The following is a 19817-nucleotide window of genomic DNA, read 5'->3' on the forward strand; positions in this document are numbered from 1 at the left end:
TGTCGGGAAATTGACCAGCCCACAGCCGGAGAGGAAGCCCATGTTCACCAGAACAGTCCCCCTTCTTGTCGCTGCCGCCATGCTATTCACCCTTTCTGCCGGATTGTCATTTGCTCAGGACAAGGCGCTGAACGATGCGCTGGACAATGCCTTTGGCAGCCATGACAATTATCTGGCGGTCATCAACAGCTTCCAGGCGGCCGTGAAGGCACATGACACGGCAGCCGTTGCCGCCGCTGTGCGCTATCCGATCGGCGTCGAAATCAACGGCAAGGCATCGACGATCAAATCGGCCAGCCAGTTCGTCAAGAACTACGATGCAATCATGACCAGGGAGATCACCGACGCCGTGGTCAAGCAGAAGCTGGATGACCTCTTCGTCAACTGGAAAGGCATCATGTTTGGCGACGGCGAGATCTGGATCAACGGCATCTGCAATGACAACACTTGCAAGAATGTCGACATAAAGGTTGCAACGATCCAGTCCACCGCCAACCTGGCTGCGCCGGCGCCTTCGGGCGAAGTGCGCTGCGGCTGGATCGAGAACCCGACACCCGGGGATCTTTTTCTCATCGACAAGGACGCGACCTGGACGATCACCTCGCAGGGCCAGGCCGAGGGCCCCGATGCGGCCGGGGTCGATAACATCCCTGACGGCGATCCAAAGCAGTTCGTCGACACGAGCCGTGGCACGGGCCATGGCTATAGCTGCGGCTGCCTCACGGTGGAGACCAATGCCAAGGACCAGCGCATCACCAAGGTCGTTTCCGGCAAGAACCTGCCGCTGGCAAAATGCCGTGCCGACAAGGCCCTGCCCAAGCCCTGAGGCCTTGGAGCCCGCTTATCTTGAGGCGAAAAGCGACGATGACGGCATGCGCGCGACCACGACGAGCTGCGTGATCTCGCCCCGCTTGAAAGCGGCGAGGAAGCGGCGGTAATCCTTGATCGACACGCAGCCGTTGGAATCGCCGCGCGGCCCGAGCATATAGGTATGCGCCAGAAGTCCGTCGCGGCCGAAGATCTTGCCGGGCTCGACCGGATTGAGCCTTATCGCCTCGACCCCGTGGAACAGCTTCTCGCGCATGGTCAGCTTGTAGGTATGCGGCGGTGTGGCGCCGCGCATCTTCTTGTGCACATAGCGCGGATTGTCGAGCATGGGCCCGAGCCCCGAATGCGCTTCCAGCTTCTCGCCATTCGGCATGTAGACCGTCTTCGCCTCGATACTGTAGATCGCCGTGCGGCCACGGGCGGCGAGCCGGGGTGCAGGCGGTTCGTAGGTCGGCGCGACATCGCGGATATCATTGTCCTGCGGCGCATAGGCCAGCACCTTCAGCCCGCCCTTCGACGTCTCCGCCGGCCTGTCGGGCCGCATTCCCGGCAGCGGGACGGCAGTCAAACCTTCCACGTCCTGCGAGGGGTCGGCCTCGGCCAGCACGAGGCTGAACGGTCCCTGGCTGGCATAGTCCGCAGGCGGCGGTGCGTCCTGCAGGGCTGCGACCGAGGGGCCCTCGGCGGGCGGTGCCGTGACAGGCAGCGTCGCATCGATGATGCTGTAGGTCTGGATCGAAGCGACCTGCATCGTATCGAGGCCCGTCGCGCGGGCGCCAAAATCCTCGTCAGCCAGGAGGTCGATGCCCGAGGCACGCGCGCCGAACGCCTCGGCGGCCAAGGGCGCCTGCGCTTTGATCGCCGCGATCCTCGGTCTTGGCGGCGTGATCACGCTGATCTCGCCGGTTGGCCCGATCACCGCGCCTTCTTCCATCGTGATGGCCTGCCAGGGCGTGTGCGTCAGGTCCGGCACGCGGGGATATTTCGGGTTCCTGGGCGCAGCCTCATAGGGGGCGACAAGTGCCAGCGAGCTCGCCGCGAAAGGGCGCTGTGCCAATCCCTGAATGCCGCCGCGATCCGCGCCATGCGGCATGAACGCGCCATGCATGACTGCGACCGTCGCAAGCGCTCCGAGAGAGGTGATGACACCAAGTCCGGCAAGGAGAGTGGCGGATAGAAGCCGGCGTCCCGGATGACGGCCATTTAACCCTGAGGGCCTGACGCCCCTGACCGTCTTGACACCAAACGCCATGATACTCGCACCCACAACTCTTCAACCCACGCGCCAGCCAGCGCAAAACCATTATCGCCGTGGCAAAACTGAGGCCACGCCGAGCGAAACATCGCTGGATCGTCACTTGCTGACTGAATTGGAGAATGAAGAATGATGGTTACCAACCGGTTTATGCGGCGGCGAATGTTTGAATCAAACATGTCTGAAGCACAGCTTCGCGATGCAGTAGTGCGTGGTTCGACAGGCTCACCATGAGGGAGGTGGAGAATTGCAGGGAGTCCAGAAGGGCAGCGTTGCCGACTGATTACCCGATCAACCGCCTCGCTCATGCTCAACCCACCTCTCGTATGAATCAACCCACCTCCGCCATTGTGAGTCACCTCAAAATCCCGATGCTGAACCAACCCACCTCCCTCATGGTGAGCCTGTCGAACCACGCACAGCTATTTCGCCGCCTTGAGCTCCGAAGCGCTTTTCAGAACCCTGCCGCCATCGTCCTGTTCGATCATATAGGCGGGCTCATCCCTGGAAGCCTTGCGCGTCACCTCGACACCCTTGATGGTCCTCGTCACAGATTTGGTGAACTGCTCGACGATCTTGCCGGTGCCAACGCCCTTGCCCCACTCAACTCTGGCGCCTTTGTGGAAGTGTGTCATGGGTGGGGTGTCCAGTTTTGGTGGTGATTGTGGACCACTGTCCGTCATCCGTGGTCCTTGGGTCAAGCCCGAGGACGACGGAGAGGTTGTGGGACCAATTCCCTCATGGTGAGCCTGTCGAACCACGCAGAGTTAAGCGCCGAAGTGAGTGTTAAACCACTGTCGCTGCCTCCTATTCGATCAGAGCGGCTGGCTCACCTATTTGCGAAGCTGTCATCCTGACAAGAACGGCAGCTTCCGTGCCTCATCTATTGCGGCCGAATTGCTCGCTGGAAGCCACCACGCTTTCTCGGTGGGAGACCATCGTGCACCAAGCTTTTTGGCCTCCTCCTTTTGTGCATAGGTGACAACTAGCCAAATCTTTTCGACTTTATCAGCACCCTGTCTAGAATCGCTTTTGTGCCGTTTCTTGTCGAAACGAGCGAGCGCCGCATCGAGCGCTGGATCCTCTAGTTGACGCAGGTTGGCAGAAACGGCCCAGACCGGAGGCTCAATCTGTCTCCACGTCTTATAAGTGCCAGCGGCTGGCAGTTGTGCAGCTTCGTCCGTCAGCTGACCATCCAAAGTGTACACATCCATCAGAACGGACGGATTGCCGAAATATGGTCCAGGGGCTGTCATCGCCCCAACCCGGACTACTCTGGCGCAGGTTCCTACCCAAGTCGTTCGGCGTACCCAAAATCCGGCGCCGTGCGCAACAAACATCTCGAAGACGTTTACGTCCCGGCTCTCCATCCAATCCTCATCGGGCACGACAAGCTCCTGTGGTCCCTGAACCCCGCCGTGGGCCGTGAACGCTAAATTTTTGGTATAAAGAAGTATTCGATTCGAGGGTGTGTTCCATGGCCTTTAGAACCCAAAAAGTTTCCGATGTTGGGACTACTAACCCAATTGTAGCTCGTCTCGGTATACAGACGGGTGAACTCCTGAATTGGTCTGGGCTAGATAAAGCTCAAAATGAAGCGATCGCCGAACTATATATAACTAAGCTAACACCGCGACTTGTCCGGTGCGATAAACGGATATCAACGATCAATAATAAGTTGAACAAGGACATAGCACGCGTCGACAAGCACATCCAAAAAGATCCTCGCGTGTCAGAGATTCCGTATGTCGTTGACCTTGAGGGCGATGTTCAGGACTTCCTCTATGAGGCAAAGAACTACCTTAGGGACCTGCTTGGACTTTTCCGTGTCGCATATGGATGTAAACTAACTGATGCTAGCGCATTCGCCGCCATGAAAGGAAAGGGGGATAGCAATCTTGTCAAATGGGCCATCGCTACATTTGGGGAATCTGATCACCTAGTGCGCGGGCTACGGTCAAACAATGATTGGATGGCAGAACTTATTCGGCGGAGAAACGCATACGAACATCCCGGCGAGAATTCCGGGACGCTTACTATTCATAATGTCCGCATTGACCACCGAGGCCTCGTACCGCCTCGTTGGGAACGCACAGACATCCCGGAATCGGATATTGTGGATGAAATGACGATCTGTGTAGCAAATCTGTTAAACGTTGCTGAAGAACTTCTTGCAAACCTCGTGATGAGAACATGCCGGTTCAAGGTCGTACATATCTGCGAAATCCCTAACGACCAACGTGATCCGGCTCGCCCCGTTCGGCTACGTATGAGTCTGAATGAAGAGATGCAGAAAAAGCGAGGCGAGGCTGCTGCTAAACGCGACACCAATGAAGTGGGAGAGATAGGCAATGTGGAAACGTCGCAAGAAAAAGGCTGAGTTGCTGCCGTGGTATCGCAAACCTACCTACAAGGGAAAGATGAGCGAAGCAGACAAGCGAATCCTTGATTCGTTCCGCATGCAGCCTAAACATCCAGCGGCGACCAGTGACGATTTACCTGAAGAAGTACGATCCTATATCAATGGTCTGGAGGTTACTCTTTACGATCTGAAGCAGGATAAGATTGTCGGACGCTCTATGATTTTTAGCCTCGTTGGAGCTGCGATGCTCTACGTCAACTACTTCGGAGTACCTGCTCCAACGATCTGGAGTTATTTTATCGGCGCTGCATTCTTGATCGTCCCTTGGTTTATCTATCCGTACGAGTGGAGGAAGAACGCCGATGAGTTCGTTCCAAAGGATCGTGATCCAGACGCCCTCAGTCCAACGGACGAAGCTATCCGGACTGAATGGGAGTTGGAGTATATCGTTAACACTCATTCGGAGGAGCGCGACAAGCGCACTTGACCGCGGTCGCTCCGGTCCCACCATCAACATCCGAGAATGATGTTGCTCCAACCTCCCCCCTTCACTCCCCTTGACCTTACCCACCAAAATTCCTCATCCCCTCGCCACCTTGCCAATTCCGCCTATGCTCCCTGAATACATTCCCGGAGGACGGCCACCGCGCTCACAGCGCTTCCAGGTAAACCCGAAACGCATGTTCACATCCCGGGTTGGCAGCACGTGCGAACAGTCGCAATGACGGACACCACACTGACTCGTCTGCCCTTTGCGCTTGGCCTGAAGGCATCCTATTTTAAGAGGGTGCCAAGGCCGGTCGGGGGTATTGAATGTCGCCACTGCCTTTCTCGAAGATTTCTGCGCCGCTCAGCGCGCTTCTCGCTGCGGTTGGTCTCGTCGCGGTAGCTGCACTCACGACGCCGGACATGAGCGAAGGGACCAGGCTCACTTTGGGGGTCCTGCTCGCCGGCATCTGGGCCGTCTATGTCGTGCAACTGATCGAGACGCTGATCGTGCAGCGGGCAAGAGACGTATGGGACAGGATGCCGGCAATCGCCATCGATGTGCTCGCTGTTCTGGTCCCGATGGCCGCGTTCCTGTTCGCCGGCACGCGCGACCAGAGTCTCTACTGTGCCATCTGGCTGCTAAAGCCGCTGCGCGATTCGACCTTCGTCCGGCTGATGGGCAGGGTCCTGACCAACGAGGCGCGCAACCTGATCGGCGTCACCTCGATCTTCGGCATCGTTATGTTCGGCGCGGCGCTCGCGGCCTATATCATCGAGCGCGACGTCCAGCCTGACAAGTTCGGCAGCATCCCCCAGGCGATGTGGTGGGCGGTCGTGACGTTGTCGACCACCGGCTATGGCGATGCGATTCCGCAAAGCTTCGCCGCCCGCGTCCTTGCCGGGCTGGTCATGATGAGCGGAATCGGCATCTTTGCTCTCTGGGCCGGCATCCTCGCCACCGGCTTCTACCAGGAAGTCCGTCGCCAGGACTTCGTACGCAATTGGCAGCTGGTTGCGGCCGTGCCGCTGTTCCAGAGGCTTGGCCCGGCCGCGCTCATCGAGATCGTGCGAGCGCTGAGGCCTCGCGTCGTGCCGGCCGGCGCCGTAATCTGCCGCAAGGGCGAGACTGGCGACCGGATGTTCTTCATCGTCGAGGGCCGCGTCAGCGTCGCGACACCGAACCCGGTGGAGCTGGGCTCCGGCAGCTTCTTCGGCGAGATGGCGCTGATCTGCGGTGAGCCCCGCTCGGCGACCGTCAGCGCAGCGACCGAGGTCTCGCTACTGTCGCTGTACGCGGTGGATTTCCAGATCCTGTCTAGCAGCAGCCCGGAGATCGCGGACATCATCCGCAAGACCGCGCTCGAGCGGCGCGGCGCAACACCAAAGGCTTGACGGCCCCGTTGCGGAGGTCCGCAGCTGGCGCAAAGCGGAAACTTGTAGCGCTGTACGGAGTGTGGCTGCTCCCTTCACTCCGCTTGATCTTAAACACCAAAATTACTCATCCCTTCGCAACCTTGCCAATTCCCGCGCTGCTCACTAAGTAAATCAACGGAGGACGGCCTCCACGCTTCACAAGCGTTTCCAGACAAATCCGGGACGGCCCGATCAAACATGTGAAGGATGGTCGTCATGGCCTGGATTATACTTGTCGTTGCGGGTCTCTTTGAAATCGGCTGGGCCATCGGGCTCAAATATACCGAGGGCTTCACCCGCCTCACCCCCACTGTTCTCACTGTCGCCAGCATGGTCATCAGCATCGTGCTGCTCGGCCTTGCCGTGCGCGACTTGCCGGTCGGCAGCGCCTATGCGGTGTGGACCGGCATCGGCACGGTCGGCACGGCGCTGCTCGGCATGTATCTCTTCGCCGAACCCGCGACGGTGATCCGCCTCGTCTGTATCGCGCTGATCGTTTCAGGCATTGGCGGGCTGAAGTTTCTGGCCTGAGGCGTACGCCGGATATCTCTCCCCTTGCGGGAGAGATAAAGCAGCGGCGTTGTTTCCTATCGGCCCATCATATCTTACTGTGTCGTCATGACTGATCCGCAAAGCACCCCCCTCTCCCCGTCCGAAATCGAGCGCTATGCCCGCCATATCATCCTTGGCGAGATCGGCGGGCCCGGCCAGCAGAAGCTGAAGCGTGCCCGCGTGCTCGTCGTCGGCGCCGGAGGGCTCGGCGCGCCGGTGCTGCAATATCTGGCGGCGTCGGGCGTCGGCACGCTCGGCATCGCCGATGACGACCGGGTGTCGCTGTCGAATCTGCAGCGGCAGATCATCCATTCGAGCGATCTCGTCGGCTCGGCCAAGGTGGAAAGCGCGGCGCGCGCCATTGCGGCGATCAATCCGCATGTCACCGTCGAGACGCATGAAACCCGCATTGCGCCGGAAAATGCCGCCGATCTAGTGCGCCGCTATGACATCATCGTCGACGGCTCCGACAATTTCGATACGCGCTATTTGCTGGCGGATACATGCCTCGTACAGAAGCGGCCGCTGGTCTCGGCGGCGCTCGGGCGGTTCGACGGTTCGGTGACGACGTTGATGCCTTATGCGGAAAATGCGGCGGGCGAGCCGAACCCTTCCTACCGCGACCTTTTCCCCAATCCGCCGCCGCCGGGCCTGCTTCCCGCCTGCGCCGAGGCCGGGGTGCTCGGCGTGCTGCCGGGCGTCATCGGCACGCTGCAGGCAACCGAGGTGATCAAGCTCATCACCGGCATCGGCGAGCCGCTGATCGGCCGGCTGCTGCTCTATGATGCACTGAGCTCGCGCTTCGAGACCATCAAGTACAAAGCGCGCAAGGCCTGACGCCATGGCGCTCGAGCTTTCCGCGGAACAGCAGGCAATCGTGGCTGGCGCGCGCGGGGAAGGTGCTGCCATGGCCATGCGCATCGTCGCCGCCACCGCCCGGCTGATGGGTGCCCCATCGCTGATCCCCATCGCCTCGGCGCATATCGACGGCGCGCTCTATCACGGCGATTCCGGCACGCTGTTTGCCGAAAAGCTGGTCGAGGGTGGCGGCAAGGTTGCGGTGCGCGCCACGCTCAATGTCGGCTCGCTCGATTTGACCGGCTGTTCGAAGAACCGCCTGCCAGTCCATGAGCGCGACATGGCGCGGCGGATGATGGACGCCTACCGCAAGCTTGGCTGCGAGCCAAGCTGGACCTGCGCACCCTACCAGGCCGGCCACCGCCCGGCGCTCGGCAGCGACGTCGCCTGGGGCGAATCCAATGCCGTGGTGTTCTGCAATTCGGTGCTCGGCGCGCGCACCAACCGCTATGGCGATTTCCTCGATATTGCCTGCGCCATTTCCGGCTTCGCCCCCTATTACGGCTTTCACCGCCCGGAAAACCGCCGCGCCACGGTGGTCTTCGACGTGACCGGCCTCGACCCAGCGTTCCTGCAGTCCGAAGTCGCCTGGCCGATCCTCGGCAGCCTCTACGGCCGCGAGATCGGCGATGCGGTCGGCGTGGTGGCGGGCATCGCCGTGCATCCCGGCGAGGATGCCCTCAAGGCCTTCGGCGCGGCCTCCGCCTCGGCGGGTGCCGTCGGCCTGTTCCATGTGGCGGGCGTCACCCCGGAAGCGCCGGACCTTGCTACCGCCCTGCACCACCAGCCGCCGCAAGCGGTGATCCGGGTGACGGGGGAGATGATCGCCGATTCGCGCCGCCGCCTTTCCACCGCGATGGATACCGGGCGCATCGATGCCGTCGCCATCGGCAGCCCGCACCTCTCGGTTGCGGAATTCGAGCGGCTGGAAACATTGATCGCCGGGCGCAAGCTCAAGGTGCCGCTCTATGCCTGCACCGGCCGCCATGCGCTCGCCGCGCTGGAGCAGGATGGCCGCCGCCAGACACTCGAAGCCAGCGGCGTCATCATCGTCGCCGATACCTGCGTCGTCGTCACGCCAATCCTGCCGGATATTGCCGGCGCCGTGCTGATGACCAATTCCGGCAAGTTCGCCCATTACGCGCCGGGCAATACCGGCTACGGCGTTATTTACGGCTCCATGGCTGAATGTGTGGCAAGCGCCGTCAACGGCCGCCCCGTTTTCGAGGCTGCGTCATGAGGGGCGAAATCCTTGTCGAGGGTCAGGGCGCCCAGGGCGAGGCGCTGGTCCTGACCGCCCCCACCAGCTTCTGGGGCGGGGTCAATCCGAAGACCGGGCTGATTGCCGATGTGCGCCACCCGCAGCATGGCGTGTCGATCAGCGGCAAGGTGCTGTGCCTGCCCGGCACCATCGGCTCGTCCTCGGCTGCCGCCGTGCTGCTGGAACTGGTCAGCGCCGGGCTCGCACCCGCCGCGATTATCCTGCATGAGCCGGACGCGATCCTGCTGCTCGGGTTGATCGTCGCGCAGGAAATGGGCCACGCAACGCCGATAGCGCTCAGGTTGGATCGGGGGGAGTTCGCAGGCTTTGCCGGTCACCGGCTCCGGATCAGCGCCGATGGCTCGGTGCTTATCTCCCCCCATGTGGGGGAGAACGGATTTTCTTGGATTTAGCCTCTTTGCTAAATCCTTAGAAAATCCAAGAGAGGGGGATACTACAATGATTGCAAATCCCCTCTCTTGCGATTTCTAGCACTTAGCCAAGAGGCTAAGATGCTGAAATCGCTTTCTCTCCCACAAGGGGAGAGATAACGCGGCATCCCTCGCAATATGACTAAACCCTGTCCGGCAACACCCGGTCCGGAGGGCGGTGCCCGTCGATGAAGGTGCGAATGTTGATGATCACCTTCTCGCCCATGTCGATGCGCCCTTCGAGCGTCGCCGAGCCCATGTGCGGCACAATCACCACCTTGCCCTGCTTGGCAAGCTTGCGCAGCTTGGAGTTGACCGCAGGCTCATGCTCGAACACGTCCAGCGCCGCACCGGACAATTTGCCGTGTTCCAGCTGCTCGATCAGCGCGTGTTCGTCGATGATCTGACCGCGCGCCGTATTGACGACGAAGGCGGTCGGCTGCATCAGGGCGATGCGACGGGCGGAGAGCAGATGAAAGGTCGCCGGCGTCGAAGGGCAATTGACCGAGATGATGTCCATGCGCGCCAGCATCTGGTCGAGGCTTTCCCAATAGGTCGCCTCCAGTTCCTCTTCGGTCTTCGGGTTCACCGGCTTGCGGTTGTGATAATGGATCGACAGGCCGAAGGCCTTGGCGCGGCGGGCAACCGCAGTGCCGATACGGCCCATGCCAACAATGCCGAGGCGCTTGCCCCAGATACGGCGGCCGAGCATCCAGGTCGGGCCCCAGCCCTCCCATTTGCCATCGTCGAGCAGGATGGCAGCGCCTTCGACGAGGCGGCGCGGCAATGCCAGCATCAACGCCATGGTCATGTCCGCCGTGTCTTCGGTAAGGACATTCGGCGTGTTGGTGACAGTGATACCGCGCTTGGCCGCGGCAGCCACATCGATATTGTCCGTGCCGTTGCCGAAATTGGCAATCAGTTTGAGGTTCGGACCGGCAGCGTTGATGATCTCTTCGCTGATATGGTCGGTAATGGTCGGCACGAGAACATTGGCGTATTTGACGGCGTCAATCAGTTCCGACTTTGACAGCCGCCGGTCATCTACATTCAGCCGCGCTTCGAAGAGCTCGCGCATGCGTGTCTCGATGGGATCCGGCAGTTTACGGGTGATGACGACCAGAGGCTTCTTGCTCACCAATATTCCCCTCCCTTTTAGAGACGCTATTGAGACCTCTTTAACCAAGTCATTGCAAACTGCAATTGCTCTTGTGCGTTCCTCCACCTGTCTATCAAGGCGGCGCATCAAAGACAAAGAAAAATAGGGATCGTTCTCCATTCTGCCGCAAAATCGGCTAATGCAGGTCCGGAACGATGAAGGACTGATTTTGTTGAACCTGAGAAATATTCGCTCTTTCCTGACTGCCGGCAGCATCGCGGCTGCCCTGGCCTTGAGCATCCCGCTCAGCGTGCCGGCCGTGTCGAAAGCCGAAGCGGCGGCACAGGTCGGCCCAAGCGGCCTGCCATTGCCACGCTTCGTCAGCCTGAAACCTGGCCGCGTCAACCTGCGTGTGGGGCCGGGCCGCGACTATGCGGTGACCTGGCTCTTCCTGAAATCCGGCCTGCCGGTCGAAATTATCCAGGAATACGACAATTGGCGGCGTATCCGCGATTCGGAAGGTACGGAGGGTTGGGTGTATCAATCGCTGCTGTCGGGCAAGCGTACGGCGATGACCGCGCCGTGGCAGCGTGACAAGGATGGCGTCATGCTCAACGTCTACCGCAGCCCCGATGACAAATCGGGTGTCGTGGCAAAGGTTCAGCCCGGCGTATTGGGGACGCTGAAGGCCTGCAATGGCAATTTTTGCCGCCTGGCATTCAGTGGCGCCAGCGGCTGGGTGCGCCAGCCGGACATCTGGGGCGCCTATCCGGATGAGAAGTTCGACGATTGAGCTCATCCATCCCGGCAGCAGCCCACCACAGCGGCACGGTCGCTTTCGGCTCCATCGAACTTTCACGCGCCAGCCTTGTTCGCCTTCTGTAACAACTCAGCTCGACGCGCCGTGAAATCCGCTTCAACTTCTTCACTGGAGCGACCCTGCCCGGCTCGCATCGAAGCTCGCGCCTTCTCAACTTTCTTGCTCAAGAATGCATCATATTCGCGTGCCGCTCGCTGGCGCTCGACGAACTCCCGCATCAATCGCCTATGACCTGTGACGCAGGGCGGTGCAGCGCCTCCAAACGATTGGTACTGACATGTACAAATAAGCTGCCGGAACCTATGCAGCCTTGGTGATCGTAAAATCCACATGCACAGCATCATAGGGAAAAACAATTCTGCCATCGGCGGTCTTTTCGAGAATGCCTGCATCCAGTAGCGCATGCACGTCCCCATGCGTCGTTTTCACATCACGCTCCAGCTTTCGGGCGAGACCGCGCAATGTCATCGCTTCCTGGCCCGTCATTGATCGTATGACATCCCATCGTCGAGGCGTGATTGTCTGCCACAGCAGTTCCACAGAGGCAAATGTCAGAAAGGTACCCTGCTTTTCGCCGCGAAACGCTCCTGCCAGGCGCTGCTTGGCTTCATCCAGGCTCGATACGCCTACCGTTACAGTATTCATCGTTTCAGCCTCCGTTCAATGTCGTGCCAGAAGTCGGCTTGCAATGTATCAAGTCCTGAAAACTGATAGATCGCCTCATCTACTCCAATGTGCTTGTGATCGCCTTTTCCTGCCTCGTTGTCGTAGCGAACGACGCCGATATTGTTCTCGATCAGGGCCAGTCGGTACTTGAAATCATGCGAACTGCCACGAACCGGCTCCGGTACACGCCAAATTACGATTTCGGCAAAGAGACCCGTGGCCAGTTCCAAACGTTCTTTAAGGATCAGTTCGGCTTTTGGCCCCCTCTTCATGTTGGCAATTTTATCAACAGATAGCACTGTTGGCAATATACCCAACACCTACGCCCACTCGTGATGATAATGGCGAATAGGGGATGTGACCCGGGGGATCAGGTCATACAAAAAAACGGCCGCAACGGCCGCTTTCCCGGATCATCAGCGCTTTTTGCGCAACCGGATGATAATATCGACGTTGACGATTTCCATGCCTTCCGGCACGGGCGGCAAATGGCCGACCATGGCTGAGCCATCGGGGATATCGATTACTTCGTTCGCACCTTCAACGAAAAAGTGATGATGGTCGGAAACATTGGTGTCGAAATAGGTCTTGGCGCCTTCGACGGCGAGAATGCGCAGCATTCCGGCCTGGGTGAACTGATGCAGTGTATTATAAACTGTCGCCAGCGAAACCGGCACATTGGCGCTCTGCGCCTCTTCGTGCAGTTCCTCGGCGGAAAGGTGCCTGTCACCCTTGGAAAAGATCAGGCTGGCAAGGGCAACGCGTTGACGGGTCGGCCGCAATCCTGCAAAGCGCAAGCGCTCCTGCAAGGATACATCGGCGTCTATCTCATAAGAAATATGCATGGCCCGTCTGCCACTCCGTTAACTGATATCGAAAGTCACACCACAGACGCGTTGTCTATCGTGTTACATGATTGATATATGCTGTCTTGCGAAATCGATCAATAGGCAGCAATTACACCATTCGTCTAGGGGAAAGCTTGGGATTCCTGGAATCGTTCTGTCATATGAAATTCGCAGGAGGCTTGATGAAGCCAAGGGTTCCATTTGCCTGTGGTTTGCTCTAGACAGCGTTTTCAGGCGGAAACACTGTATGATAGTGTCCGCGCGCGTCAAACGTATCTCGCGATCCGAGCGCAAGCCTTGAACTAACTGATGGGAGACAGAATGCCAGAACAGAAATCAAGCTACGGGTATGAAGAGCTCCTCGCCTGTGCCCGCGGAGAGATGTTCGGTCAGGGCAATGCCCAATTGCCAGCACCACCCATGCTGATGTTTGACCGCATCACCGAGATTTCTGAAACAGGCGGCGAAAACGGCAAGGGCTATATCCGCGCCGAATTCGACATCAAGCCGGATCTATGGTTCTTCCCCTGCCATTTCATTGGCGATCCTGTCATGCCCGGGTGCCTCGGCCTCGACGCAATGTGGCAATTGACCGGCTTCTATCTCGGCTGGCTCGGTGAGCCCGGGAAGGGCCGCGCCCTCTCGACCGGTGAAGTGAAGTTTACCGGCATGGTCACGCCCAAGACCAAAGTTGTCGAATATGGCATCGACTTCAAGCGTGTGATGCGCGGTCGATTGGTGCTTGGCATTGCCGATGGCTGGTTAAAAGCCGATGGCGAGACTATCTATAAAGCAACTGACCTGCGGGTTGGCCTGTTCAAGGATAGCGCTGCCTGAGGATTCAGTCAGCGCAAACCCTTCAAGGAGATCGCGATGCGGCGAGTGGTTGTGACGGGCATGGGTATCGTGTCCTCTATCGGCAATAATACGCAGGAGGTGCTTGAATCCCTGCGTACAGCGAAATCGGGAATTGTCTTCGCTGAAGAATATGCGAAACATGGTTTTCGCAGTCAGGTTCACGGCGCCCCGACACTTGATCCGTCAACGCTGGTAGACCGCCGCGCCATGCGCTTCCACGGCGGCGGCACCGCCTGGAACCACGTAGCCATGGATCAGGCGATCGCCGATGCAGGGCTCGATGCAAGCCTCATCTCCAATGAGCGCACCGGCATCATCATGGGATCGGGAGGCTCGTCCACCCGTACTATCGTCGAAGCCGCCGAGAAGACCATCGAATCCGGGTCGAGCAAGAAGGTCGGTCCGTTTGCGGTGCCGAAGGCCATGTCCTCGACCGCTTCGGCAACGCTTGCCACGTGGTTCAAGATCAAGGGCGTCAACTATTCCATCTCGTCAGCCTGCGCGACCTCCAACCATTGCGTCGGCAACGCCTATGAGATGATCCAGTACGGCAAGCAGGACATGATGTTCGCCGGCGGCTGCGAGGATCTCGACTGGACCCTTTCTGTGCTGTTTGACGGCATGGGTGCCATGTCATCCAAATATAACGACCGCCCTTCGGTGGCCTCGCGCGCCTATGACAAGAACCGCGATGGTTTCGTCATTTCCGGCGGCGCGGGCGTTCTGGTTCTCGAAGAACTGGAACATGCCAAGGCGCGTGGTGCGAAGATTTATGGCGAGCTGGTCGGCTACGGCGTGACATCTGACGGCGCTGATATGGTCGCCCCGAGCGGCGAAGGCGCCGCACGCTGCATGCGTATGGCGATCGCCAACGTCAAGGGTCCCATCGACTACATCAATCCGCATGCGACCTCGACGCCAGTGGGTGACCTCAAGGAAATCGAGGCCATCCGCGAAGTCTTCGGTTCTGGCAACCAGTGCCCGCCAATTTCGGCTACCAAATCGCTGACGGGGCATTCGCAGGGCGCGACGGGCGTGCACGAGTCAATCTACTCGCTGCTGATGATGAACAATGACTTCATCGCCGAGAGTGCCAATATCGAAGAACTCGATCCGGCATTCAGCGACATGCCCATTGCACGCAAGCGGATCGACAATGTCAAATTGAACACGGTCCTGACCAATTCCTTCGGATTTGGCGGCACGAATGCATCGCTGGTCTACCAGCGCTACGAGGGTTGAGGGGAAAATATGGGTGAATTGATGAAGGGCAAGCGCGGTCTCATCATGGGGGTCGCGAACAGCCATTCCATTGCCTGGGGAATCGCCAAGGAACTGGCCGATAACGGTGCCGAACTTGCCTTTACCTATCAGGGCGACGCTTTCGGCAAGCGCGTTGCGCCGCTCGCCGAACAGCTCGGCTCGAAATTGCTGCTGCCATGCGATGTCGAGAATATCGCAACTGTCGATGCGGTCTTCGAGACGCTGGAAAAGGAATGGGGCAGCATCGACTTCGTGGTTCACGCCATCGGCTTTTCCGACAAGTCGCAGCTCAAGGGCCGCTATGCCGATGTGACCACGCGTGACAATTTCAGCCGCACCATGGTGATCTCGGCCTATTCCTTTACCGAGGTCGCACAGCGGGCCTCGAAGCTGATGAAGGATGGCGGCTCGATCCTGACGCTGACCTATGGCGGCTCCACCCGCGTCATGCCCAACTACAATGTGATGGGTGTGGCCAAGGCGGCGCTGGAAGCCATGGTCCGCTATCTGGCCGCCGACTACGGTCCGGAAGGCATTCGCGTCAATGCAATTTCTGCGGGTCCTGTGCGAACGTTGGCAGGCGCCGGCATCGGCGATGCCCGTGCCATGTTCTCGTACCAGAAGCGCAACGCGCCGCTGCGCCGGACGGTCGATATCGAAGACGTCGGCCGCTCGGCCCTCTACCTGCTGTCAGATCTTTCGAGCGGCGTTACCGGTGAGATCCACTATGTGGACTCCGGCTACAACATTGTGTCGATGCCGACCTTGGAAGAATTGAAGAAATCCGACGACGGCAAGGAATGATTTCTTGCAACGGCCTGTCCCGGTAACGGGACAGGTTTTGAATAGGTTTGTGTGAAAACCACACGACAACCTGCAAAAATCATACAAGAATCGGTCAAAATGAGACGGATTTTTCCACCCTTGGTGGCAAAATAGTTGTCCCGGGTAGAGCTACTTCTTCGCTTCGATGATTTTGTAGCCGGCATTGTCCTCAAGCGGCAGCACCGCTTTGAACAGTGATTTCAGTCCCGCCTCATAGGGCATCTGCCGGTTGGCGACGAGCAATAGCTTGCCGCCCGGCTTCAGGCGTTTCGCAGCGGCTGCAATGAAGCCCTGCCCCATCGTCGGGTCGGCACTGCGCCCGGCATGGAATGGCGGGTTCATGACGATTGTGTCGTAAATCTCGGTAATTGCTTCACTATTCACATCGTGCCAATGGAAGCTCACCGGGATTTCACCGGCAGAGATGTTCTGTTTGGCAGCTTCAAGTGCCTCGAAATCGGCCTCATAAAGCGCCAGCGACTTGAGTTTCTCCGGTTGGTTCAGCACTTCGCTGGCAAGGTAACCCCAGCCGGCACCGAAGTCCGCCACATGGCCGCTTATCCGCCCTTGGAAATGTTTGACCAGCAAGGCCGAACCCTTGTCGATGGCGGTATGCGAGAACATGCCCGGGCCCGTCGTGAAGCGATCTTCCAGCCTGGTCGGCTCGGCAATAAGCGATTGAATTCTATCGCTATTCAACTCTTCCGGCCGCGTGAACCAGAAAGCGACCGCATGGTGTTTCGACAGTCTGTCCGTAACAGGCGCCATGGTCTCAACCGTCTTGCGGAAGCTGTCGACACCAAGCTTCTTGTCGCCGGAAACCACGATGGTTCCGCCGGGATTGACCTGGTTCAAAGCCTGCGCCAGCCAGGCCTCGTTGCGGCCGCGATGCTTGCCGATCAGGATCAGCGCGCCATCGAAGCGCTCCTCGCCTTGTAACCGGGGGACCGCATTAAAGCCGGCCTTCTGCAATGCAAGGTAGTAGGGTTTGAATGGCTGCAGGCAGGTCAGGACACCGTGCCAGTCGCTTGCGATATTGCGATCCGCCTCGGCACCAAGGAACAACCAACGAGCGCCATTACCTGGCACAGGCAGTATCTCGTCTTCGAAGGGCAGAAAGAGCGTCTGGAGCGCACCGTGGGCCATAGTTAAATCCATCTATAGATATGTCGTCGCAAGAAAAAAGCGCGCCACGGGGGCGCGCTTCTATCGTAGTCTATTCCAGAAGATTACTCAGCGTCTTCCTGAGCCTTCTTTTCCTGAACGATTTCCTTGCCGGTTTCCTGATCGACAACCTTCATCGACAGGCGAACCTTGCCACGTTCGTCGAAGCCCATGAGCTTGACCCAGACCTTCTGGCCTTCCTTGACCACATCTGAAGTCTTGGCAACACGATCCGAAGCGAGCTGCGAGATATGGACGAGACCATCGCGCGGTCCGAAGAAGTTGACGAATGCGCCGAAGTCAGCCGTCTTGACGACCGTGCCTTCGTAGATTTCGCCGACTTCCGGTTCGGCAACAATGGAATGGATCCACTTGCGGGCAGCTTCGATTTCCTTGGCTGAGGACGATGCGATCTTGACCGTGCCATCGTCTTCGATGTTGATCTTCGCGCCGGTCTTTTCGACGATTTCGCGAATGACCTTGCCGCCGGAACCGATAACGTCACGGATCTTGTCTGTCGGAATGTTCATGACTTCGATGCGCGGTGCAAATTCGCCAAGTTCCGAACGGCCTTCGGTGATGGCCTTCGCCATTTCGCCGAGGATGTGGATACGGCCGTCCTTGGCCTGGGCCAGGGCAACCTTCATGATCTCTTCGGTGATGCCGTCAATCTTGATGTCCATCTGGAGAGCCGTGATACCGTTCTCGGAACCAGCGACCTTGAAGTCCATGTCGCCGAGATGATCTTCATCGCCGAGGATGTCGGAGAGAACAGCGAACTTCTCGCCTTCGAGGATCAGGCCCATGGCGATACCGGCAACCGGACGGAGCAGCGGAACACCCGCATCCATCAGAGCCAGCGATGTGCCGCAAACCGTTGCCATCGAGGACGAACCGTTGGATTCGGTGATCTCGGAGACCGTACGGAGCGTGTAGGGGAACTGTTCCTTGGCAGGCAGAACCGGGTGGATAGCGCGCCAAGCGAGCTTGCCATGACCGATTTCGCGGCGGCCGGGCGAACCCATGCGACCTGTTTCACCGACCGAATAGGGCGGGAAATTGTAGTGAAGCATGAAGGTTTCTTTGTACATGCCGGTCAGAGAGTCGACATACTGCTCGTCTTCGCCGGTGCCGAGCGTTGCAACCACGATGGCCTGTGTTTCACCGCGGGTGAACAGGGCCGAACCATGGGTGCGCGGCAGAAGGCCGACTTCGGAAACGATCTGGCGTACGGTCGAAAGGTCACGGCCATCGATGCGGCTGCCCGTGTCGAGAATGTTCCAGCGAACGATCTTCGCCTGAACCGACTTGAAGACAGTCGCGATCTGCTCTGCAGAAAATTCCGGCTCTTCAACGCCTTCCGGGAAGAAATGCGCCTTGACCTTGGCCTTGGCGGCATCGACGGCAGCATAACGCTGCTGCTTGTCGATGATGTTGTAGGCTGCGCGCAGATCTGCTTCGGCAACCGTCAGCACAGCAGCTTCGACTGCAGAAAGGTCTTCTGCGTGGAAGTCGCGTGGCTCTTTTGCAGCAACTTCAGCGAGCTTGATGATCGCGTCGATGACCGGCTGGAAGTTCTTGTGACCGAACATCACAGCGCCGAGCATAACGTCTTCAGCCAATTCCTTGGCTTCCGATTCAACCATCAGAACTGCATCGCCTGTACCGGCAACAACCAGATCGAGGCTCGATTCAACCATTTCATCAACGGTCGGGTTCAGCTTGTATTCACCGCCGATGTAGCCGACGCGTGCGGCGCCGATCGGGCCCATGAAAGGTACGCCGGAAAGCGTCAGGGCAGCGGAAGCACCGATCATCGAGACGATGTCGGGGTTGTTTTCGAGATCGTGCTGGATAACCGTCAGAACAACCTGTGTGTCGTTCTTGTAGCCGTCAGCGAAGAGCGGGCGGATCGGGCGGTCGATCAGGCGCGAAACCAGCGTTTCGTTTTCGCTCGGACGGCCTTCGCGCTTGAAATAGCCACCTGGGATCTTGCCGGCGGCGTAAGTCTTTTCCTGATAGTTGACTGTCAGGGGGAAGAAGTCCTGGCCTGGCTTCGGTTCCTTGGCGGAAACGACGGTAGCGAGTACGACAGTCTCACCGTAGGTGGCGAGAACGGCGCCGTCAGCCTGACGGGCGATCTTGCCGGTTTCGAGAATGAGCGGACGACCGCCCCATTCGATTTCAACTTTGTGTTGATTAAACATGTCTTGTCCTTCAGTGGGGAAAAACGCGCATCCTTTTGGATAGCAGCATCTCTCTCCCGTTTCGTTTCAGACCAATCACGGGCAAGACAACGTGCAACTCGTTTGCCCGAGTTGCCTGCAATCCTGCCCCATGATCTGTCTCATGGTAGTGTTCATCCCCAGGGGGATGAGAGAGACCGGCGGAGCGATTGACGCGCCCGCCGGTCTAATGCATTAGCGGCGCAGGCCGAGCTTTTCGATCAGCGTCTGGTAGCGGCCTTGGTCAACTTTCTTGAGATAATCAAGAAGGCTGCGGCGCGTCGAGACGAGCTTGAGAAGACCACGGCGGGAATGGTTATCCTTCTTGTGGTCCTTGAAATGCTCGGTCAGGTTGACAATGCGCTCTGTCAGAACGGCAACCTGGACTTCCGGAGAACCGGTATCGCCTGGCTTGGTTGCATATTCAGAGATCACTGCCTGCTTGCGTTCAGCGGTTATCGACATCGTATATCCTTTCTTTTGAAGAGGAAAACAGGATGCCCACGGCCGGGATGTCGTCCAGCGGGGGCCGGTTAAAGCGAAGGCAAAGCCTATCGCTGCGGGCCGTATAGTCGAAAATGTGACAAATTACCAGCCGCA

At 58.7% G+C, this 19817-nt stretch carries 22 protein-coding genes; 12 read left to right on the forward strand and 10 right to left on the reverse strand.

What is annotated here, in order from left to right; genetic code table 11:
• The first annotated feature begins 40 nt into the window (after window positions 1–40).
• A complete protein-coding gene (locus tag BLM14_RS32530; RefSeq protein WP_335672062.1) occupies window positions 41–826 on the forward strand; it encodes a DUF4087 domain-containing protein in 786 nt (261 codons plus the stop codon).
• Between the two features lie 15 nt (window positions 827–841).
• Here BLM14_RS32530 and BLM14_RS15825 read toward each other — a convergent pair whose 3' ends face one another.
• The 3 genes from BLM14_RS15825 to BLM14_RS15835 all read right to left on the reverse strand — a co-directional run bounded on the left by BLM14_RS15825 (window position 842) and on the right by BLM14_RS15835 (window position 3471).
• The gene (locus tag BLM14_RS15825; RefSeq protein ID WP_100000277.1) at window positions 842–2080 is read right to left on the reverse strand and encodes a DUF2778 domain-containing protein; all 1239 of its coding nucleotides are present in this window, start codon (window positions 2078–2080) and stop codon (window positions 842–844) included.
• A gap of 425 nt (window positions 2081–2505) precedes the next feature.
• Window positions 2506–2718 carry a hypervirulence associated TUDOR domain-containing protein gene (locus BLM14_RS15830; protein WP_100000278.1) on the reverse strand — a complete coding sequence of 71 codons (213 nt, stop codon included), beginning with the start codon at window positions 2716–2718 and terminating at the stop codon, window positions 2506–2508.
• Between the two features lie 213 nt (window positions 2719–2931).
• Window positions 2932–3471, reverse strand: coding sequence for a DUF5710 domain-containing protein (locus tag BLM14_RS15835; protein ID WP_133123975.1), 540 nt, complete (start codon window positions 3469–3471; stop codon window positions 2932–2934).
• An 89-nt stretch (window positions 3472–3560) separates the two neighbouring features.
• Here BLM14_RS15835 and BLM14_RS15840 point away from each other — a divergent pair, with 89 nt between their 5' ends.
• From BLM14_RS15840 to BLM14_RS15870, 7 genes are all read left to right on the forward strand, one after another.
• Window positions 3561–4463, forward strand: coding sequence for a hypothetical protein (locus BLM14_RS15840; RefSeq protein ID WP_100000280.1), 903 nt, complete (start codon window positions 3561–3563; stop codon window positions 4461–4463).
• Window positions 4435–4932, forward strand: a complete 498-nt coding sequence (locus tag BLM14_RS15845) for a hypothetical protein (RefSeq protein ID WP_100000281.1) — start codon at window positions 4435–4437, stop codon at window positions 4930–4932. The genes BLM14_RS15840 and BLM14_RS15845 overlap by 29 nt, the downstream gene beginning before the upstream one ends.
• Window positions 4933–5258: 326 nt before the next feature.
• The gene (locus BLM14_RS15850) at window positions 5259–6326 is read left to right on the forward strand and encodes a cyclic nucleotide-gated ion channel (protein ID WP_100000282.1); all 1068 of its coding nucleotides are present in this window, start codon (window positions 5259–5261) and stop codon (window positions 6324–6326) included.
• A gap of 237 nt (window positions 6327–6563) precedes the next feature.
• Window positions 6564–6878, forward strand: a complete 315-nt coding sequence (sugE, locus tag BLM14_RS15855; protein ID WP_100001382.1) for a quaternary ammonium compound efflux SMR transporter SugE — start codon at window positions 6564–6566, stop codon at window positions 6876–6878.
• Window positions 6879–6965: 87 nt separating this feature from the next.
• Window positions 6966–7736 (forward strand): molybdopterin-synthase adenylyltransferase MoeB, encoded by a 771-nt coding sequence (locus BLM14_RS15860; RefSeq protein ID WP_100000283.1) that lies wholly within the window; start codon window positions 6966–6968, stop codon window positions 7734–7736.
• 4 nt (window positions 7737–7740) lie between these two features.
• The gene (locus BLM14_RS15865; protein ID WP_100000284.1) at window positions 7741–8997 is read left to right on the forward strand and encodes an aconitase X; all 1257 of its coding nucleotides are present in this window, start codon (window positions 7741–7743) and stop codon (window positions 8995–8997) included.
• Entirely contained in the window at window positions 8994–9431 is a 438-nt protein-coding gene (locus BLM14_RS15870) for an aconitase X swivel domain-containing protein (RefSeq protein ID WP_100000285.1), read from the forward strand. The genes BLM14_RS15865 and BLM14_RS15870 overlap by 4 nt, the downstream gene beginning before the upstream one ends.
• A 160-nt stretch (window positions 9432–9591) precedes the next feature.
• Here the strand turns inward: BLM14_RS15870 and BLM14_RS15875 are convergent, their stop codons facing one another.
• Window positions 9592–10527: a 2-hydroxyacid dehydrogenase gene (locus tag BLM14_RS15875; protein ID WP_418314235.1), complete on the reverse strand. Its 936-nt coding sequence runs from the start codon at window positions 10525–10527 to the stop codon at window positions 9592–9594.
• 250 nt (window positions 10528–10777) lie between these two features.
• Between BLM14_RS15875 and BLM14_RS15880 the strand changes: the two genes are divergently transcribed.
• The gene (locus BLM14_RS15880) at window positions 10778–11341 is read left to right on the forward strand and encodes an SH3 domain-containing protein (RefSeq protein ID WP_418314186.1); all 564 of its coding nucleotides are present in this window, start codon (window positions 10778–10780) and stop codon (window positions 11339–11341) included.
• A 327-nt stretch (window positions 11342–11668) separates the two neighbouring features.
• Here BLM14_RS15880 and BLM14_RS15890 read toward each other — a convergent pair whose 3' ends face one another.
• The 3 genes from BLM14_RS15890 to irrA form a co-directional block, all read right to left on the reverse strand.
• Complete coding sequence (locus tag BLM14_RS15890; RefSeq protein WP_100000287.1) at window positions 11669–12013, reverse strand: HVO_A0114 family putative DNA-binding protein; 345 nt, start codon at window positions 12011–12013, stop codon at window positions 11669–11671.
• On the reverse strand, window positions 12010–12333 hold the full coding sequence (locus tag BLM14_RS15895; protein ID WP_237143557.1) for a toxin-antitoxin system TumE family protein: 324 nt from the start codon (window positions 12331–12333) through the stop codon (window positions 12010–12012). The genes BLM14_RS15890 and BLM14_RS15895 overlap by 4 nt, the downstream gene beginning before the upstream one ends.
• Window positions 12334–12450: 117 nt before the next feature.
• On the reverse strand, window positions 12451–12879 hold the full coding sequence (irrA, locus tag BLM14_RS15900) for an iron response transcriptional regulator IrrA (RefSeq protein ID WP_100000289.1): 429 nt from the start codon (window positions 12877–12879) through the stop codon (window positions 12451–12453).
• A gap of 324 nt (window positions 12880–13203) precedes the next feature.
• Between irrA and fabA the strand changes: the two genes are divergently transcribed.
• Genes fabA through fabI form a run of 3 tightly spaced genes read left to right on the forward strand, consistent with a single transcriptional unit; the run spans window position 13204 to window position 15807 of the window.
• The gene (gene fabA, locus BLM14_RS15905; protein ID WP_100000290.1) at window positions 13204–13719 is read left to right on the forward strand and encodes a 3-hydroxyacyl-[acyl-carrier-protein] dehydratase FabA; all 516 of its coding nucleotides are present in this window, start codon (window positions 13204–13206) and stop codon (window positions 13717–13719) included.
• 36 nt (window positions 13720–13755) lie between these two features.
• Window positions 13756–14982, forward strand: a complete 1227-nt coding sequence (gene fabB, locus BLM14_RS15910; protein WP_100000291.1) for a beta-ketoacyl-ACP synthase I — start codon at window positions 13756–13758, stop codon at window positions 14980–14982.
• 9 nt (window positions 14983–14991) lie between these two features.
• Window positions 14992–15807 carry an enoyl-ACP reductase FabI gene (fabI, locus tag BLM14_RS15915; RefSeq protein ID WP_100000292.1) on the forward strand — a complete coding sequence of 272 codons (816 nt, stop codon included), beginning with the start codon at window positions 14992–14994 and terminating at the stop codon, window positions 15805–15807.
• A 150-nt stretch (window positions 15808–15957) separates the two neighbouring features.
• Here fabI and BLM14_RS15920 read toward each other — a convergent pair whose 3' ends face one another.
• The 3 genes from BLM14_RS15920 to rpsO form a co-directional block, all read right to left on the reverse strand.
• On the reverse strand, window positions 15958–16974 hold the full coding sequence (locus BLM14_RS15920; protein ID WP_100000293.1) for a class I SAM-dependent methyltransferase: 1017 nt from the start codon (window positions 16972–16974) through the stop codon (window positions 15958–15960).
• Between the two features lie 83 nt (window positions 16975–17057).
• Window positions 17058–19199: a polyribonucleotide nucleotidyltransferase gene (gene pnp / locus BLM14_RS15925; protein WP_100000294.1), complete on the reverse strand. Its 2142-nt coding sequence runs from the start codon at window positions 19197–19199 to the stop codon at window positions 17058–17060.
• A gap of 213 nt (window positions 19200–19412) precedes the next feature.
• Window positions 19413–19787 carry a 30S ribosomal protein S15 gene (rpsO, locus tag BLM14_RS15930; protein ID WP_100000295.1) on the reverse strand — a complete coding sequence of 125 codons (375 nt, stop codon included), beginning with the start codon at window positions 19785–19787 and terminating at the stop codon, window positions 19413–19415.
• Window positions 19788–19817: the final 30 nt, after the last annotated feature.

The sequence above is a fragment of the Phyllobacterium zundukense genome (assembly GCF_002764115.1).
Lineage (GTDB): Bacteria > Pseudomonadota > Alphaproteobacteria > Rhizobiales > Rhizobiaceae > Phyllobacterium > Phyllobacterium zundukense.